This window comes from Spirosoma gilvum, assembly GCF_054776815.1.
Genome location: NZ_BAAHBH010000015.1, coordinates 1 through 20343 on the forward strand (window position 1 = coordinate 1; position 20343 = coordinate 20343).

The window sequence follows — 20343 nt, forward strand, 5'->3', positions numbered from 1 at the left end:
TGGGGTTCTGAGACAGGCTGGTGTAGCTGTTGGGCCCACTCCAGCTGTAGCTGGTGCCTCCGCTGGCCGTCAGGTTGATGCTTGAGCCTTCACACACGGTGGTAGCTAACGCTCCCGCACTGGCTACCGGCAAGGCATTGCCAATGACTATCTGATCATCCGAGCTACTACAGTTACCACTGGTCACTGTCACCGAGTAGGTACTAGCCGTTGTCCCAGCGGTCACGCTTATGCTAGGTGTATTTGCCCCCGTACTCCACTGGTAAGTGGCGCCAGCTATAGATGGATTAACACTCAGGGTTACCTGACCGTCTACGCACACGCTTGTAGGGGAAGGTGTTATGTCAACTGCTAATTGATTAACATCAACGGAAACTACATTGGAGACTACAGAGGAACACCCTCCGCCAGGCGCACTGACTATAACTTGATAATAGACTGTTCCTACAGCATTAGTTGGAGCCGTGTAAGTAGCACTGGTGGCGCCTGTTATATTAGAGAATGGACCTGTTGGGGAAGTAGAGTTTTGCCATTGATAAGTATTATTACCATTTGATGAGACCGTTAAACTAGCTACCCCGTTTAAACAGACAGTTTGGCTTGTCGGCTGAGCGGCTATGCTTGGTGGAGCTGCTGCATCAATCACTACGCAGGCAGGTCCTTTACTATTTCCACAATTATCTACAATACTTGCACAAATCGTTACCGAGCTGGGTAATGTTCCAGGAGGATAATTTACTGTATAATCACCAGTAGTAGTATTAAACGACACGTTAGACGCCATGCCCGCTGGCAAGATGCTTATTCCGGTCGCTGAGTAACTTGAGGGAACTGCAGTCCCTGAAACTGGTTGTGTTACTTGATTGAAAAAATTAGCGGAATAACTATTAACTCCACTTAAGCATAAGCTAGCCTTAAAGTCTCTTAGATCAGGTAGTTCAAACGAAACTTGGCTTTGAGGGTCGTTTTGTTTATAAACCTGTTCGCTTTCACTTCCCTGCTCAACGTTACATTGTAGATAAGTAACATTATTATTATCTGTTCCAAATACATTAAATACTTCCCTTTGAAGCAGCTCATCATTAATGATCAAGCGCACAGTACCACTACATCCAGGATATATGAAACTAAATAATTTAACAGGTATGTTCGCAGGAAAGACAACCCCCTCATCGGTTTCCACACTACCATTAAAAGATAAAAAATGAAGGGCGATTCCGTTTAAAGCCGGTATAGCTCGTGGATGGCTACTGTCCAAAACCGTGTTTTCTTGCCAACTACTCGTTCCAATAATCCCTCCAACAAATGATAAATTTCTTATTTTTGTGTCAACTGCGGATGGATTTTGATCTGGCAGAATTATACCAATTCCAAATTGATTTAATCGGTGAACTCCCAGTCCAACAGAGGGTATATAATAAACGGAAATCCGTTTAGTTACTGGATCATAATCTAATTTTAGGTTAACTGTTAAAGATGAACTGAAGCATGGAGTAGTAGATTGCGCCCAACAACCTACATTTACCATTGTCGATACACCTAAAAATAAGAGTATGATTTTTAAGCCCTTAAGACTTTTAGATACAATAGATGTCGTTCTCATAAAAGTGTGCTTTTAAGGTGTAGGTAGCTGCTGAGGGTTTACGAAATTGGGAAAATTTTCATTTTTAGGATGGGCGATAAGCATATTTAAGATGTCGATTGAATCAGAATTTGTGCCGACATATATTGTCGTTCCACTCATATCTACATCCCCATCAAAGTAGCCTTTTAATACGTAGTTGCTTGCGTTATCGAGATTCGGGTTGGAGGTAAGAATAGGATTAATTTGATACCCTAATGGATTACTCACCATTGCAGCTACCCTCTGTGCATCACTCTGATTACCTACGTAAATGACATTTTTATCTGCATTCGCATTTCCCCCCCAAAGTGCGTAATAAGGAGAGTTGGGTATTCTATATCGCTCATTGTCTTTATATAAGGGGTGGTCTAAATCAAAGATGTCGGAAGGGGTGAGCGTACGAAAGTCAACTAATACCTGCCCATTCCCTAGGTTTCGCATGGTATTAGTCATGACACCCAAGTGATTCCGATGCCGGACGGCCACGTAATAATTACCGGGGGGCACATTTGAAAAATTTAGTCCGGGTTGCCCATCAGAGTCAATGACCGTACCATTTCTTCTAACAAGGCCTGACCTCGTGTATTGAACAATTTTAGATTCGTCTCGGAGCTCGACAAATACCCAGTCCACAACCGCTTCCTCGCCTGTAAATGCACTAGTAAACGATGAAGGAATTGTCTGGAATTCAGGGTTATTTATATGGTCAAATATGGACCCATAGTATGGGCTTTCATATGGGTCATTTAACGGAATAAGTTGCTTTACTCGTAGGTCGTCCCTCATTAAGGGCTCCCCAGACCCGTTAGTAGCCCCTAGGTTTTTTATAATTGCGCCCTGTAAATACACTTTCAAGGCGAGTCGGCCTACACCACAGTTTGTTTGGACCGTTATGGTTAGGCTAGTACTACTACTGCCCGCGCATTGGCTGTTCTTGACAGTAACCGTATAGGTGCTGGTAGCCGTAGGGCTTACCGTGATAGAACTGGCGGTGGAGCTAATGGGACCACCTGGCCCACTCCAGGTAAAGGTGTTGGTGCCAACACCACCCGTCACTACTGCCGTTAGGGTCACGCTCGTACCCGGACAGATCGTCGCCGATGGGCCAGCCGTAAGGGTAGCAGGTAGTGGGTTGTTAGGCGCATTGACCGTCGTAGAACCCGAAGCCGGACAGCTGACCGCACTCACGGCCGTCACCGAATAGGTCCCTCCAGCTAAGCCCGTCAAGGTAATCGTCCCCCCGTTACTGCTCTGCAAGCTGGAGGTGGAAACCGGACCACCGCTAATGCCATAACTAATGGTATACGACTGGGTATTGGCTAACCCATTGAGTAGAATCTGACCATCCGATACATTACAGAAACTCACAGGCGTCGGCGTCAACGATAACGAAAGGGGGCTGCCCACCGTCAGCGTTGTTGTGGCCGGACAGGCTCCACTGGCACTCACCGTATAGGTGAAAGAACCTGCCTGGGGTGTATTGACTACAACAGTACTGGTACTGGACGGCTGAATATTTTGCCCTGACCACGTGTAGGGACCACTGCCTCCACTCACCGTCAAACTCACGGGACTGCCCTGGCAGACCGTCGGAGGTGACGTAATCGTTAGTGATGGAGAGACCGTAATGGTCTGGCTAGTACTACTACTGCCCGCGCATTGGCTGTTCTTGACAGTAACCGTATAGGTGCTGGTAGCCGTAGGGCTTACCGTGATAGAACTGGCGGTGGAGCTAATGGGACCACCTGGCCCACTCCAGGTAAAGGTGTTGGTGCCAACACCACCCGTCACTACTGCCGTTAGGGTCACGCTCGTACCCGGACAGATCGTCGCCGATGGGCCAGCCGTAAGGGTAGCAGGTAGTGGGTTGTTAGGCGCATTGACCGTCGTAGAACCCGAAGCCGGACAGCTGACCGCACTCACGGCCGTCACCGAATAGGTCCCTCCAGCTAAGCCCGTCAAGGTAATCGTCCCCCCGTTACTGCTCTGCAAGCTGGAGGTGGAAACCGGACCACCGCTAATGCCATAACTAATGGTATACGACTGGGTATTGGCTAACCCATTGAGTAGAATCTGACCATCCGATACATTACAGAAACTCACAGGCGTCGGCGTCAACGATAACGAAAGGGGGCTGCCCACCGTCAGCGTTGTTGTGGCCGGACAGGCTCCACTGGCACTCACCGTATAGGTGAAAGAACCTGCCTGGGGTGTATTGACTACAACAGTACTGGTACTGGACGGCTGAATATTTTGCCCTGACCACGTGTAGGGACCACTGCCTCCACTCACCGTCAAACTCACGGGACTGCCCTGGCAGACCGTCGGAGGTGACGTAATCGTTAGTGATGGAGAGACCGTAATGGTCTGAGATTGTACAGCGCTACAACCATTTGCACTAAGTGCCGTAACTGAATAAATGCCAGGTGTTAAATTAGGGATCGTGAAGCTACTCTTGTTATTGGTAATGCTTCCACTACTAGGCCCACTATAGGCGATGGTGTAGTTCCCCCCTGGCGTGACTGTCCCTGTCAGTTGACCGCTACCAAACCCGCAGCTAGGTGTAGGTGGCGAAAGGGTTAAGGTAACCTGGTTGACCGTAATAGTAATGCTTTCGGCGGCAGTACACGCCCCTTGCCCAGCAGTTACTTCATATACGTAAGTACCTGATGAGGTCGGCGTTACGCTAATCATATTACCGCTAGTAGAAGGCGGAACGCCTGGCCCAGTCCAAAAATACGGCCCAGAACCCCCAGTGACCGATAAGGATACTGGGCTGCCAGCACAAACCGTTGTAGAGGGCGCGGCCGTGATCGTTAATGAACCCGGTTGGTCCTTAATTGTAACAGGCTTCATTGTACTACACCCCCCCGCGCTGGTGGCAGTCACCTGGTAATTTCCCGCCGCTAAGTTGGGAAATGAGAAAGTAGTACTAGTGGTGGCTATCCCCCCACTACTAGGCCCATTATAAGTGATTGTGTAGGCTCCCCCTGGTGTGACCGTGCCGGATATCTGGCCGGTAGATTGCCCACAAATAGGGGGTGGAGTAGATTCTACTAACAAAGACGGAACGTCAACTAAGGTGATGTTTGCCGAACCAGGCTCAGAAATGCACCCCCCGGCAGAACTAACTCGGATATTCGTATAAGACCCCGCAGCTAGCCCGGTTAATACAAGGGCCGCCGGACTCGCCGAAGTAGACGTAACGGCGGTGCTAACCGTAGAACCATTCAGTGTATACGAAACCGTGTAACTTGTGTTAGCCGTAAAACCGGTTGTCCCTCCCGTTATGGTTAAGCTTCCCCCCGAACTATTGGTACAAGAAACGGGGTTGGTCGCAATCAAAAGGTTTGTTTCGCAGCATGGTTTTTTAGTATAAAAATCTAAACCAGCTGCGGCACCTGCGAACTGACGGTCATGTGTATACGCATTTAAAATAACGGGCCCTGAAGTCAGTGAACCAGACCCACCAGGTGTACACGTAGGTGAGACTTCAGTAAATGAGCTAGCAACTGGAGAACTAGCCCGGGTAACAAAAGCTCGCGTATTATCAAAACCCGTTGACTGATCGGTTCCATTAGCATTATGTTGCAGTACAATCTTATCGTTGTTTGTTGCAGCACCCGTTCGTTTTATTTCCCATACCTTCTTTAGCCCCCTTACTGGCTCTGTCCCATTGAATGGTAGCACCCGAACATCACGTTTGAGATTAACTTCTTCCGGGATTGTTGTTGAAATCTTGGCGGGTGTGTAACTTAAGGGATTGTTTACATCACCAAATCCAACAGGAAATATCCACCCCCCCGGGCCGACTGGTATGGCTGTTTTGCTTACGTAGCCTGTATTATTGGTGATAAAAAAGGAATTATCATCAAAACCACTTTGCGTTGCCGACGCACTAAAGACTACGTTGTGTTGATTTAGCGTAACATGATTATTCGTAATTGATCCTCCTGTAGGATTCGTCGTATGCAATGAAGCAAAACTGAAATTTTTATTAATGTAGAAATCGGCAAAGCCATTTATGGTTATAGCCATTCCATAAGCCAAATCGACTAATTCGATTCCATTTGGATTTTCGTGGCTTATATTAACGTCAAAGGTAACTCTGTTTCCATCCAGTTGTGTGGGTTGGGAGGCGCCTCCTAACAAGTGGTTAACGGCCCCGATATGCAGCGTACCACTCCCCGTTATTTTTGCTTGGGGGTGGACGATAATCTTTTTCGCATATATCCACAAATCACCGTTGATTACGATATAGGGATTACCCGATACTGGATCAGGTCCAAAAATGACAGTCTCGGCGATGACTACTTCCCCGCTATGACTACCTCCCGTAATATTGATTGAAGCAGCTGGTTGTTGCGCAAAGGCCGCTTTGCCCCCAAAAAGGGCGCAAAACCAGATCAACCAACTAATAAGTTGAGTACATATCGTTTTCATAAAATACCAGTTAACAGAAACCTTAGCACATCAGCTTCTTAGGAGCAGGGAAGTAATTCAGCCGGTTCAGTCTTCGATTAGGTCAGTAGGGCTATTCTTTCATATTGCTCAACAGCCAACTTGTTTTGCTTTAATCTGCGGCAGGCGCTACTGAATGAAAAGTGGTTTTCCGAATTGCTTTGACGGCTACGGGTCTGGCGCGATTCGGCGGCCCGGGTTTAGCGTAAACGACTGCTTTTAACGCTTCCAGCTCTGATCGCAAGGAAGCAGTTTCAATGGCTTGTTGCTTGAGGATTTGGTTTTGGCTGCTTAAGCTACTAACCTGCTTTTTTAGCTCTTCTACTTCGGTGGCCAGCGCCTGAGTGGCACTCACGTTCAACATGGAAATCGCATCGTAGTCCACCGAGCGTACATCCTCGTGCTCTTTGCCATAGACAAATACTTTACCCTTGAAATCAGTGGTCGTGTTCACTGCAAACCGTTTATCGTCTATTCGTTCAGCTCGTTGGTAAAGTACTGTGCCATCTTGCAGAATCAATTCTATTTTGTCGTCGGTCTTTAAATTGTGAGGCTTGTCAAGGGTAATTACCTGGCTATTTGGCTGCTGTTTTTCAATTAGTGTGCTAAGACTATAAATATCCGGCAGGAAGCCTTTCGACTTCTTGACAGCCGTTGGAAGTACACGTTCAATTTGCTGAGCTATGACTTTTTTATGGACATCTGACCCATAAAGATCTTTATCTTTGTAGGTATAGTTTGTGATCTGAATCTGCTTTAGTAAATCTAAATCGTTATTAGCGTTTGATTGACTAATGACATTCTTAACACGCTCGTCAGAGGTGGTTTGAAAAGCCACATTAGCATACAAAGCTTGGGTTGCCACTATGTTGCCATTTGCATGAATGGCAACATTCAATGTAGTACTTGAAGGGCCTACTGCAATACCAGCTCCCGGATCAGGGCCGAATTTTGTACCTTGATTTAAAGTCCGGGCGCTAGTTGAAGCAATGTATAAACGGGCAGGAAATGGCTCTGCTGGTGGTCCGTCAGCTATTGATACGCTGCCATCCTCCGCTATAAATATTCCTTTGCTATTGCCGCTTACCTGCCATGCCGAACGTGATTCTAAAGTCGTTCCATTACCGCTATATTCCCAATAAATCCTTCCTAGCGGATTCATGCTAGAAGCCGTCTGTCCAAAAACACTAAAGCTTCCTAAGATATCATCTGCAGCTAAATTTGCGGGGGCAGTCAACGTTCCTCTTGAAGATCTCATTAGAAAAGCGGGGGCAGGCCCAATCCCATTGTTATAAGATATAATAGCAACATCGTCAGCCCCTTGGGGCTCATTATTTGTACCTCCAATACCTACATTATCATTAACTATACTCAGCCTAGGCGATATCACTTGTCCACCTGTAGGAGTAGCAATCGGAGAATTAATTGAAACGAACCCATCTTTAGATACCCGAATACGCTCCCGGTTATTTGTCCCTATTATAAAATCCTTATAATCAAACGTTCCAAGCCAATTGTTGCCCAAAGGAATAGCTGTTCCTGTACTACTCGTACTTCCAGGAGGAGTAGGAATGTTACCAGTTGAAGGGTTAGTGTTAATATTACCTCCAGTTAACCAATAACATTGCCAATTCGGATTTCCTGGGGTACCGATATTCATCGATAAACATTTCTTGAGATTATCATATACGATCAACCCAGTTGCTGGATTTGAAATACTTCCCGGATTGTCCATTCGTGGTACTAAGACCCCTCTGGTTGGAGACTCTACTTCTAACATAGCCGAGGCATCTGGAATTGGTGAAGCAGATAGCGAGCTGGGAGTAGCAATCTTTACTTGAGCAATCGATTCAAACGTATAAAAGACGGAAAAGACTAACACGCCCAAAGCCCAAGTAATTAGTTTTCGATATAGTAAAGAGTTATTCATAACTAATTATGATTTATTACTGCAAAGTAGGAGTAAAAATAACTTAAATAGAAAGATTGTTTTTTTTGAGTTGTATCAAATAAGTTAGTATAAATCGAAGCTATATAATTATTGGATATGGAAGCGACTAGTTAGCAAAAACTATTCCAAGTTAAAGTAGAAATATACAAATAGGTCTTTATCAATCAAAATAGAACTTTCTCTGAAATATTAACCATTAATCATATAAAAAATTAACTTTAAAATTATTCTACTATTACTCTATAGCAATAACTATTCCATTATCAAAGTACCAATACGCAAGAAAAATTTAATTTTAATTAAAAATTTATTTTTCGGTATAGTATCTCCTAATTAATATAGCATTTATTTACACAATACACTTGCAAGTTGCTGGAAAGTAATTTTTATATTTATTTACAAAATCAAACAACTTAAAACATCAAGTAGTATATATGATATATTTTTTATATATTTTCAATTAGTTTAATTAGGTAGTTTATAAGAATAAACTATTGTAAACTTATTATATATCATTTTTTATAATAAAGTAGGGCATTCCCATTTCATTTTTAATAGCATTGATAGAATAAGTCTTTGATTATCAGATTACTATGCGTCTTTAAATTTATTAATTCATAGCCTAAAAGCCTTCTTTTTTGATTTTCTAAAAATTAAAAAGCCTATATACGATCCTTCGTATATAGGCTTTTTGCTAGCTTGAAAAACACAACTGTAAATGTCATCTAGTTAATCAATAAAAAACCTAGCTATTATAGCTAGGTTTTTTATTGATTAACTAGATGACATTTATTTATTAAACAATTTAAATTTTACCCAAAAATCTACCACATAAAAAATTTAAAAAACATTTGCGACTAACTATATATTCAACAAATCTTTATTAGGCAATAACAACTAGTGGATTATATAGAAAACTACGTTTTTAATATATATTTTCTTTAAGGATAATCTTTTATCTAGAATTAGTGAGTGTTTCAATTTAAAAAATTCATCCTGGAAGCTAAATCTAGCATTGACATCAAAACAAACTAAATTAGGCCAGATTACTCACGACAATACCTGTATTAATTAATACCCTAACCGTCAATACAATCTGCATAGGAATGATATTAAAAGTCAAGTGTTTGTCTCTTTAAGAAGTTGTAGCAAGTAAAACCTGCTACAACTATCGATCTTTCCTCTTATATATAATCCTGCCTTAGCAGATTATACTTTACCTTGTTTGATATTGACCATATTCAAACTTAACTTATGAGCGTAGTTTGCCGCTCAGAAACGTTACAGAAGGGTATGTTTAGTTAACTGACAAGTAAATTTGTATGATTGAGCTGTTAAACAGAAAATGCTAACGTTTATAAGTACAAATGCGCTATTTAGACGTTAACTGTTTGAAAGTACGTTTAAATTAGTGGTCCTGAATTCCGTACAAAGCAGATCTCTAAGGCTAGTAACTGATTGAATTGCCATTAAGAGCCACTATCGACATCAGCCGTTTATTATTTTGCTCAAAATGGGTAGTTAATAGGTACATCGTTTACAATTCTATCAATAACTAGGTTAGGACCACCGATTCGGCAAGAGCATGTTGTCTACAAAAACAATCCTTGGAGTCTGCGTACTTACGATTGAACTGGCAGACCAGCGTTTTTCAGAGAAGGCGTACTGTTAAATGATAGTCAACAGGCCACGTCTGCCCGATATAGCTCCGGGGCCAGGTACTGGTAAAGCCCACATCTACTATCGAGTCGGCGACCATTGGAAATAGCGATATAGTGTAAAGGTCCAGCGTGGGATGGTGTACCTTTAAGCCCAAAGCTGGTGGTAATTTTGCCAGAAATACTTCACGGCAGTAGCTTCTTTAACCATCTAGCAAATCGTTGCGGGATAAACTTGATAAGCCGAACGGCCAATCTGCCTTATGTACGTTAAGTACCGGTTCACCACAGTGAATGGGTATGATCTGATCTAGGCTTTTGTGGCTGCATGTACTATTGATACTCTATGCGCTGTGCCAGCAATAAGCGCGTTACCCGGCGGGGAGAAAGCAACCATTCCACGATTGAAAAGTCAGAATGATCAACGAATTGAACTGATTTCTGTTGCTTAAAATCGGTGTTGTAGAACTCGACGTATTGTGGCTAAACTGATAGGGGAAGCCAAAATGGTTAGGCGCCACCAGTAGTGACCAATCCTGAAATTATCTGGTTAGAACCCATTCTGCTGAGCCGCACTTTCGGAAAAATAGGCCATCATGCCGCAGCGCTATGCGCTGCAGTCAACCCAGTCTGCACCCGGCTTTAATACCTACTCGGATGGGGTTAGCTAATACGTATCAATTGAGGGAAAGGAACTGATCAACCTATTGCCAATCAAACCACGCATGAGACTACTATTCCATAGTTATAAGGTATAGCCCCCTCGTGGCCGCTTGAAGGCGAAATAAGAGGACAGAAGACCATTCTTAAACTTGGAAGAGGCTTTACTGAGATCTTCAACAGAGACGCCTGATAACCTATTGACGTATATGCCATACGGTTGCGCAATCCTTGCCCCAGCAGCCTGGTCCTCCCTGGGTTATAAAACCCCATACAGTTTGATCGGACGGCCACCGCAAGCCTAAAAGCTAAAACTAGCCTATTCAATGTGGAGCTAATCTGGACATTGACCATCTTTGCTAATTATTCCCTTTCTGAACGGTTTAAAGGAAGAGGTATTGATAATCCCCAGAAAACAGGCAGCCCCTAAGTTAGTTCTGTTTCCATTCCGTCCCGTCATCCTGTTTTTGGATACGGTCGGACGAAATCCAAATAAATTTGAGCGATGAGGGACTACGACTGGGCAAGTAAATTGTAATTATACGATTAGCTACATGATACGTCCCCGTTGACAAAATATCATTGCCTAGTAAAACATCGGCCCGTTTATCGGGATAAAAGCGGACAAAATCATAACAATTCAGTTGTAACTGTTTTCTACATTCCACTTCGGATGCAAATTTTGCTCGCCGATACTGAGTTACTTCGTTAAATATAGAAAACTCGTCTTGGTTTCGACACTTGCAAAGGGTGAACCAACAAAGTAGCAGTAGGCTAAGCAGGAAACTTTTTTTAATATAAAAGAGAGGCTGGTTGGGTTGCATAACGATCATTATCTCACCTGATGGGCATAACTATATCCCTAGTTCTTACATTGACTGTAGGCTAATTAGTCGTTTTGTACAGATTGGCTAGTAAGGTTAAGGGTTTATTGAGATCCCCTGTCGTTTCAAAAAAGGCTCAAATGTTAGGTGGGCTTACATGAAGGGAATAACATGAAATTTTAAGGGCTGAATTACCTGGTGAGTAACTGCCGCTTGAGGTGATAAATCCAATACCTGCCATTGCATTTTTCAAATTTGAGTGCTATACACACTAACTCTATACCAGTATTGCCAATGAATGTACACGTCCGATTCATCGAGAGCCTATTCATGCAAGGTTATGGATTCGTTAGTTAACCCTCAGTTTGTTGATGATAAGGCTGATACAGACTAAAACTCGTACTTTATAATCCTTTCACCCAACCCATGTTCTCTTAACCATGTGAATTTCAGTTCTAACTGCTTTAAAGACAGCTAGCAATCTTTCAAGGAAGCCTGTGACCTTCAATAAGGTAGTCACTTATAAAATCACGAATTGAACAAGTGTAGTTTATTTATCGAATCGAAAGCTCGCTTCCGCAAAATTGATTAAGATAAGGTTTAAACAAAGGCTTAAGTGGGGGTCTATTGCGTAAATACCCATTTAAGCCTTTGTACCGGCACCGCTGCGAATGAACTACACCCTTTGTATTTGAATTATTTCCCCTTTAGGCGTAGTAATAACACTATATTTAACTTGATTAACTTCAATATAAAGCAGGTAACAAACTGTATATGAATAAACGGTTTGCTGATCACCTTTAATAAACTTCCAGTTTGGAAACTGTTGCGTTAAAGAAGTTGCTGTGAGGGGCAAGACTTGGCTAATTGCAACCGATTGGAAGTCAGGATGAAGAAAGGTGTAGGCATGTTGCAAAGTTCCTTCTTGACTAAAAATGAGTAAATAGTGCCCTCCCCTACCCGTTAACGTTAATTCGTATGTTTTTTGCCCACTATTACTTTTTTCTTCGATAGAGGATTTTACAGGACCAATGCTTATTTCTACTAAATCCGGGCGCTCAGCCAAGTACTGTTGAATTGTAAGTGGTAAGTCGGATCTAGAAATACGCTTTACGGATTCAACCTGATAGGGTTTCTGTTCAATAAACTGGCCTGAGCCGTCAAAATACGCTACTATTTTCATGTGACTTCTCGTCGTATCAATATCCGCAAGATCCACCCGGTAATTAGCCGGTCGCCCTGGAGTATTTTCTTGATAAATATGCCCAATGAGAAGATCGTTATGATTTGCTTTGGCCCACGCAATGATATCCTCCTGGGCAATTCCCGTTGGAGAAAGGGACATGTCCTGCAGTAGTTTGCCTCCTTTCTCAATTACCGCTAATTTTTGCTCGTGCTTGACGACAAAGCGGGCTTTCCAAAGTTGGTCCTTACTGAGCGTAGTAAATTCAATTTGACTAGCGTCCGGATAAGCCCTCCGAAGCGACTGCTGAACGGTTTGGGGCACTTCCTGCTCTAGTTCAATTGGTTCAATTGGCTGCTCAGAAGGTCGGCAGCAAATGCCGACAAACAACCAAAGAAGACATAACCCAAGACTAAGATTTTTTTTCATAGCGATTTGACGTTATTAGATGAATAGCTTCAAACGAGTAAAGATTAGTATCACTCTACCATGCATATTCTGCACGTATTAAAAATAAGTTGACGCTAATATGATGGCGGGCTTTTCTGACTGAATGTCCGTTTATATTCACCAAACGGTAACAAAGAATCACTCAGCGGTTTTAGCCAATGATTAAAATGCTCGATTACTTATTGCCAACAAACCTTTTTTAAACGGTAGGATTCATCAGTGGCTTGTCGGGAAAATCTACGAGAAGTCGAATGATTACGTTCCTATCTTAGACTGACACACAAGCCAGTACCGTTAAGCAGATTTGTACCTTTTCTGAATTGTTCAAAAACCCTAATCTGTATACAGAAGCGTACATCATCGTCATAAATCCAATTTGCCACTACCTGGGTTAGTCCAGAGCAGAAACCAATGTTCTGCAATTAAGCTGCATCATGGAATGGGTTAAGAGCAGGCATTGGTAGGGCCAACTGGTTGACAGATGTTAGTCTGTATCAGGGGCTTACTAAGTCAGACCTGCAGGTCTGACTTCAATTCCTGTCACGATCCCGTTGAGGTTGGATCGGCAATTTTACCAACGAATAAGATTGTACCCGATGTTTTTTCGTGAATGAGGAAGACAAATGGCCGGTTACAAATAACCGGTAAAGGGCCTGAGTTAAACTTTACAGCACCCGTAGTAACCGCAGCGGCTTCGGTTCCCTGCTCATCAATGGCTAGGAATGTATTTTGCTTCACAAAGTCAAGCATCAAGCCACCTTCAGCATTAATTTTTGTAAAATCAGCGGCACCGCTAAAGGCGGTAGGCATACCCAAGGCCGATAAGGCGTTGTTTAGCTTAATTTCATAGTTCATCGTAAACCTAGGGAGGCCAATGTCCATGGTCGCTTCCCTCATAAGCTGTTGGAGTTGCATCCATTCATCGTGACTTAGGCTATTGACTAATTCATCCACCGTAATGGTCTCTGCTGGTAGTAAGACTGTCATGGCAAATTTTTCGGAGCCGTATGGTAATTCAAACGCAGTATAGGTTGGCCGGTATGCGCGGTTGATTGCGGTATTGAGTCGCATCATGCGAACGGTTTTTGTACTGCCCGAAGAAAGTTTAAATGATTCATTGGTTGTTTTATCGGCATCGAATCTAGTTTTCCAATCGCCTTTGAAATACAGCGCGTTCAGCAGAAACATAATCTGGTTGGGCTGAATCTGGTTGAGCACTTTTGGAATTTTGCCATTTGTTTTTTGGCTGGCCCACCCATTGATCTTGCTCAGTGTGGCCGGATCATTGAAGTCTTGGGCTGACACTTCAGCTTGAAACGATTGGCTTATTAGATCCTGATATATGGGCTCGATTGAAAATGAGTTTTGATACCATACCGAGTTTGCCAAATTCAGCGTTACATTTTTATCAACGCCAGGCAAGTTTTCCATCAGGTTTCGGTAAGTTCTGTTCGTTTCCTCTAAAGATAACGTGTCCAAGCTGAGTGTCTTTTGTATTTCCCGTGCTGTTTGTCCATTCGCCCCGTTCAACATCATTCCCAATGCCATGTGCAGGCTGAGCGGAGAAATAAAAACGTTTTTATCCTGTCCTTCCTTCGGAACAACGTTTTTAAAAACATCAAATGCAAATTGCGTCGTTTGTTTCGCAAAAGCTGCCGGTACCCGAAAGTCACTGGCTACATTTCGCTCAAGGTTTACAGTGGCGTTTTTGCAACTAACACCCGTTACTAAAACGCCAATCAATACGGTCGCTACCATCGAGACAAGAGACGTTTTCATGTTTTTGGTTTTAAGCTTCAGAATAAGATAGTCCCATTCATATGTTTACCACACTCACATTCATTCACATTGGGTAAAGCCCCTGATGCTTCATAGCCAATCAGTAGGGTCTTAAATCCATTAATTAGTTTCCCCTTACCGTAATTAACCCTAATCTTAAGATCATCTATTTTATTAACCAGGCTGACTAGCTTACCCCGTGTCTGGCACGCTTCACTCTTCAATAAATCCATACGGTCAATAGCGATTAGAATGTCTTTATCTGGCAATTTGACGACTGGGTGATCATAAATTTTATGAATTTATGATCAATAAAAAGACGCAATCCTAAACCCTTTAACGCTATAAGTCTACTAATACGTATTCATTCCTAATAGGAACGTTTTTTAATCATGACCCCAGCAGTCTACAAACGGTTGGAAATCCATAAAAACTTTTTTCCCCTTTCAGAGTAGGTAATCTCAGATTTGTATGGATTGGCCCAGGAACAAACCTGGTCTTAACTGCAGAAAAAGCACCTACCACGGCGCAGGGTGGCCTTTTCAGAATATACAAAGCCCGTTTAAAAGTGTCATAACTTCCTAGTCTAAGGGTCTACTTTTCGCTGGCAATCAACGACTGGCAATACGTTCAAAATCAAACTTGGCCCTATGTTGGTGCGTTAAAATCGTTTGGCATACTGGCTTTGTTTAAGAAATTCAGTGGCCGATTGAATGTGAAGCATATCATATATAGCTTGCTGCTTATCCGTTAGTTGGTTATAATACGCCTCCGCAATGCGATAACCCACAAAATAGCCCATGTCAGTAGGGTAGTTATACTGGTTCGGTCTAGGGCCCTGATACAACCACTGGGTTATATCCTGCCCCATCATATCATTCTTAAAGCTGCCCCAGATAGCGGCTTCATACGCCATACCAAACGTATACACATAGGAGTTAGTGACTACCTTCCCAGTCGCTAACTTAGCTATAAACTCAGCAACACCTTCCTGGAGAGCAGCGTGCAGCAACGTTTTTTCAGCCCTATATTCTTGTTGTTGATGAGCCATTTCATGCGCTACAATTACGTCCAAATCGGATGGTTTATGCATGATATTAGCTGTATAGGGATTAATGCCATTGATAACCATGTTGTCATTGTTAGAAAATAGTTCTAGGCCGATATAGACGCCCTGAGGGTAGGCCTTTCCACCGCTACTGAACGCACCCACCCCAAAATACACAACTGGGAACTGGGCATCTTTGTATACGGTTTTTAAGCGGCGTAGACTGGCTAGTATTGCAGGTTGTTGCTGGATCACGGCTTGTTTTGCAGTTAGTCGAATTGACTCGTAGAAGGATCGAACTTGCGTCGTGGTTTGATTCAATCGATTCCCGTCAACCTTTCCGTCAGCAAATGCTCTTCGTAAGACGACACTACCTTTGTCTATATAGTGCTCCTGATAATATTCTGCTGGATTGCTGGTTGAAGGTGCTGTTTGAAACGTTTCCCAAAATAGGTCTGCATCATAAGTCGATAAATAAACGGCGTCTGGTTCATTTACTCGCCCTTCATAGGCTTCTCTTTGATCAGCTCTAATCAGAATGCGTTCGCAACTGAATACCCCAATCAGCAAGCTTAAGAATATATATAATTTGCACATATAGGTTAGAAAATAATACTAAACAGTATCCCGTTGAACGCTTGTTGTTGATACATCGGATTAGCACCTAACTGGGTAAACATCCATTGGTAGGTAAACGCCCAGTTCGGTTTGTGAGCCGAAGTTGTTTCTAGCGATAAAGTATTGGTCAGGGTCCGTAAGGTTAAGCCTACATACGGATCGGCCCCGCTGTAAGTGCCCCCAAGAGCGCCTGTCAATAGGGGAAGACTTACTTGCTCAGCAAATCGAAAAGAGCGGCCAAACAAAATGATAGGCCGGTGATAGTCCGCCACTGGCAAAACCTCAAGTAGCACATTGCCCCCCAAATGCTGACCTCGATTAGGAGTGAATTTGAACTGATCGTAGTGAATATGCAACCCGAATCGGGATTGCCAGCCAAGTTGGAAAGCAGGAGAAAGTGCGTAAAGTTTTTGGTAGGCGACTCTACCCTCAGTGACTCGCTGAAAAAATCGGCCAGCAGTTGGCAACTGGCCCCAACCTACCGTAATACTTAGCCTACTTATTTGGTTTTCAGTCCAGCCAAGCCGTTGGAACGAAACACCAGTCGCTGGGATCACGTATCGAAAATCTGACGTAGTCGGATCGCGAAAGGTAACAATACCAACGTAAGTGCCCGTATAAAAAACGCGACTCTGTGCCTGAGTGGCAAACGAAATAATAAATAATAGCTGTATGTGCCAGCGTCTAAGGAAGCAGGAGATATTAACAATAGAAGTAGATCGGTATACGAAATAGTCCATACCTAGGAAAGTCAGTATAAGCAGTATAAAATTGATATGGAAACTAGTATAGAGTTCATGTGAGAGCATTACCCCTACTTAGACATCCTCTGATCGAAGCTACACGTACACGACGAATCCAGTCCTTAAATAATTACCCTTATTTCTCAGTACTCAACAAGGGCAACTGACGAATCCGGTGGCCAGTCGCCGCAAAATAAGCGTTAGCTAAGGCCGGTGCGACTGGGGGGACTCCCGGCTCACCGATCCCTCTGGGAGGCTCCTTACTAGCCACCATAAACACGTTTATTTGGGGACTGTCCTTGATCCGTAACAGGGGATAATCGGCGAAGCTATGTTGTTGAACTTTTCCGTCGTCTACGGTAATTTTGGCTTTTAAGCCCACAGTAAGTCCATCCCAGATGGCCCCCTCCACCTGAGCACGTACCCGGCTGGGATTCACCACCAAGCCGCAATCTACAGCGCTGGTAACGGATACGACCTGGATAATTCCGGGCGAAGGAACGGCTATTTCAACAACTGTAGCGACGGGAACCTTGTAAGTAACGTGAAAAGCCAGTCCCCGATACAGTCCTCTCGAGGCTGGCTTATTCCAGTGTGCTTTCTCGGCCACTAGTTCCAGTACCGCTCGCAGGCGGGGATAACTTGCCAGCAGCTGCCAACGTAATTGATAAGGATCTAGGCCCATCGTCCAGGCGATCTCATCCAAAAAGCATTCATTCGCAAACGCATTTAAAGAATCGTAGGTACCTCGCCACCAAGAAATTGGGAGAGGGGTATTGCTCATGCAATAATCAACCCGAATGTGCTCAATAGCATAGGAAATATCACTAGCCCCTAACATAACCGTTTCGTCCAGGCCCGCTTGGTTGATCCAATCGGCATGCGATGTTCCCAGTTCGGCCCATCGTTGCTTGATAACGGAAGGTGCCACAACGCGGTGCCACCAACCCGTTATCGACTGTTGATCTCCAAGACTCGCTTGAAGGTGATGCAAACTACCTGGGCGGTAATAATCTTGTTGAAAATCATCCGATCGCGTCCATACTAACTGAATTGTGCCGCCAACCTGCTGGGCAATGGCAATTGCTTCTCGCGCATAATCAATTTCCAACCGTCGGCCGAAGCCTCCTCCCAGTAGCGTAACATTTACCTCAACGGCCTCGGGCCCTAACCCAGTCATAGCAACGGCGAGGGCATGAACTAACTGAGGATTTTGTGTGGGTACCCAAATTCGACAATGATCTGCCGCTAATTGGACTGTACAATTTTGAGGCTCCATTGTCGCATGGGCAACAAAGGCGACTTGGTAGGTCGCCTCAATCAATTTAGCCGGGGGCGCTAGCGCCCTAGTAATATCGCCCCGTTCCAAGGCCACTAACCCCGCGCCCTCCGCATCCCGGCGAAACTGGTCGAATATACCCGATGTAGTTAGCTGACTATGGGGGCCTGAGTCCCACTGTAGAGCCAGCTTTTCCCGACCTTGAATCGCGGCCCAGGTGGAATTGGCAATCACGGCCACGCCCCGCTCCACTGGTACGACGGCTTGCACCCCGGGGTAGTCCAATGCCAGTTTTGGGTCATACATCAGTAACTTACCCGCTAAAGTTGGTGAACGTGCGATCACGGCAAAACGCATCCCAGGTAGGCGAATGTCCAGTCCATAAACAGCCCGACCAGTACAAATGGCAGGCAAATCAGTTGAGGACAATGATTTCCCTATTAGAGTGAAGTCAGAATTGGCTTTCAAAACAACCGTGGGCGGAACGGGTAGTCGCGCAGCCCTCATAACCAATTGTCCATACGTTCGCATTCGCCCAGTGGCCGGATGACTAACCGAACTTTTCTGGGCCCGGCATTCGGCTGGATCTACCTGCCAAAGTTGAGCACCAGCAGCAATTAACATCGCTTTGGCGGTAGCTCCAGCCTGGCGTAACGGGAGCCAGGCCGTTCGCACGCTTGAGCTACCCCCTGTGCCTTGGTAACCATACGCCTCGTTGAAGGGTGCTTGTTGAATGTCTACCCTAGTCCAATCGGCCTCGAGTTCATCGGCTAATAGCATGGGTAAGGCCGTGCGAACCCCCTGCCCCATCTCCGCCTTATGAACCCATAAGGTGATCCGATTATCCGTCCCAATTTGAATAAATACATTTGGCGCAAAAACAGTCGTCGACGCTGGTTTCTCCAAGGGATATGCTTTGGCCGTAGCGTCAACGCCTAAGATTAGGCCGGCGGTGCTGGCACTAGTCAGTCGCAAAAACGTTCGTCGGTCAATTTTTTGAATGTTTGTCATTATTCTTTTCTTCGGTCAACATAAAGGTGTATTTTTCATGGTGCCGTTCGAATGAGGATTTCTGGAATTAAACGCATCTACATTTGAAACAGGCAACCCTAGTCAAAACTTGAATCTAACCAGCATGCGCTGGTTGCCATGATGCGGCATTGTCAGCACATGCTGGTAATTTATCCATCTTGAGCGATGAGGAGTTGCTACATTGAAAGCATTTAGCTTTACGATATACGCATCCGTTTATAAAATCTAATCCGCTGAAAATCGAAAGTATAGCAGCGTTTTTTTCGTATTCTTGCTGATGCAGCAACGTATTGCGTACGAGTCCCTAACCCTAATTGTCACGTTAGCCTAAGTACCATCGCCTAGCTTGTTCGTAAGTCCCGGAATGAATAAATCTAGGCTTGTGAAATTTGGGCAGATGAGCTTTCAAATTGTAAGGGTGTAAATCAGTCCTGAAGGGTATATTAACGTACTTGAGTAGGTTTACACAAACGATTAGGAAAGGGAACAATTTCCGACAAATAGTCTCTTCACGGCAACTGACACCCTCAGTGTCAGTTGCCAACTTTTTACTCTAGTCCCTCTGCTTGATCCGGTCAACTTGGTTTGAAAAATGCTCGCTTTACGGTTTGACGTCAAGTAAACAAAGGGACGGCCCACTGGTGCGGTGTGAATGGAGAGAAGCAGGCAGCCACTGCATCCATTTAGTAAATGGATTGTCACCGCTAGGTGTAGATGCCTGTAAAAGTCCTATAATTTCAGATACTACCAGCCGAACTGGTGAACTTTTCCGCCGCTGAGGGAAAGGCTTCACCGCAACTTAGAACCGGCATTGCTTGGTTAAAAGAGAGTCAAAGTAAATAGTGAATGTCAGGGGCACATACAGGTACTAGCTTACTCAAATCGTAGTAGTTAACTCCCAACTCAGCCAGTGGCATTTGTATCCTTTATGGGTATCGCCTTGTACAGATCAATAATTAATACGGTTTCTATGTTCTAGCTACCGAATCCTTTTTTCATCATGCCAGCAGCAGGTTGAGAATCGCTCTTCAGG

Annotated in this window: 7 protein-coding genes and 1 pseudogene; all 8 read right to left on the reverse strand. The window is 44.2% G+C overall.

Annotated elements, in window-relative coordinates; translation table 11 throughout:
• A pseudogene (locus ACYVFD_RS30375) lies at positions 1 to 1603 on the reverse strand (hypothetical protein); the annotation flags it as partial.
• A gap of 12 nt (positions 1604 to 1615) precedes the next feature.
• A complete protein-coding gene (locus tag ACYVFD_RS30380) occupies positions 1616 to 6067 on the reverse strand; it encodes a beta strand repeat-containing protein (protein ID WP_461094376.1) in 4452 nt (1483 codons plus the stop codon).
• A gap of 130 nt (positions 6068 to 6197) precedes the next feature.
• On the reverse strand, positions 6198 to 8015 hold the full coding sequence (locus ACYVFD_RS30385; RefSeq protein WP_461094377.1) for a tail fiber domain-containing protein: 1818 nt from the start codon (positions 8013 to 8015) through the stop codon (positions 6198 to 6200).
• Positions 8016 to 11854: 3839 nt separating this feature from the next.
• On the reverse strand, positions 11855 to 12790 hold the full coding sequence (locus tag ACYVFD_RS30390) for a hypothetical protein (protein ID WP_461094378.1): 936 nt from the start codon (positions 12788 to 12790) through the stop codon (positions 11855 to 11857).
• A 561-nt stretch (positions 12791 to 13351) separates the two neighbouring features.
• Positions 13352 to 14590, reverse strand: a complete 1239-nt coding sequence (locus tag ACYVFD_RS30395; RefSeq protein ID WP_461094379.1) for a serpin family protein — start codon at positions 14588 to 14590, stop codon at positions 13352 to 13354.
• 661 nt (positions 14591 to 15251) lie between these two features.
• On the reverse strand, positions 15252 to 16235 hold the full coding sequence (locus ACYVFD_RS30400) for a gliding motility protein GldB-related protein (RefSeq protein WP_461094380.1): 984 nt from the start codon (positions 16233 to 16235) through the stop codon (positions 15252 to 15254).
• Positions 16236 to 16240: 5 nt separating this feature from the next.
• Entirely contained in the window at positions 16241 to 16996 is a 756-nt protein-coding gene (locus ACYVFD_RS30405; RefSeq protein ID WP_461094381.1) for a hypothetical protein, read from the reverse strand.
• A 139-nt stretch (positions 16997 to 17135) separates the two neighbouring features.
• Positions 17136 to 19289: a xanthine dehydrogenase family protein molybdopterin-binding subunit gene (locus ACYVFD_RS30410; protein WP_461094382.1), complete on the reverse strand. Its 2154-nt coding sequence runs from the start codon at positions 19287 to 19289 to the stop codon at positions 17136 to 17138.
• Between the last annotated feature and the right edge of the window lie 1054 nt (positions 19290 to 20343).

Bases quoted from the DNA above. Each gene is read 5' to 3' on its own strand.
- ACYVFD_RS30380 (WP_461094376.1), bottom strand. From the start codon at position 6,067: ATGAAAACGATATGTACTCAACTTATTAGTTGGTTGATCTGGTTTTGC.
- ACYVFD_RS30385 (WP_461094377.1), bottom strand. From the start codon at position 8,015: ATGAATAACTCTTTACTATATCGAAAACTAATTACTTGGGCTTTGGGC.
- ACYVFD_RS30390 (WP_461094378.1), bottom strand. From the start codon at position 12,790: ATGAAAAAAAATCTTAGTCTTGGGTTATGTCTTCTTTGGTTGTTTGTC.
- ACYVFD_RS30395 (WP_461094379.1), bottom strand. From the start codon at position 14,590: ATGAAAACGTCTCTTGTCTCGATGGTAGCGACCGTATTGATTGGCGTT.
- ACYVFD_RS30400 (WP_461094380.1), bottom strand. From the start codon at position 16,235: ATGTGCAAATTATATATATTCTTAAGCTTGCTGATTGGGGTATTCAGT.
- ACYVFD_RS30405 (WP_461094381.1), bottom strand. From the start codon at position 16,996: ATGGACTATTTCGTATACCGATCTACTTCTATTGTTAATATCTCCTGC.
- ACYVFD_RS30410 (WP_461094382.1), bottom strand. From the start codon at position 19,289: ATGACAAACATTCAAAAAATTGACCGACGAACGTTTTTGCGACTGACT.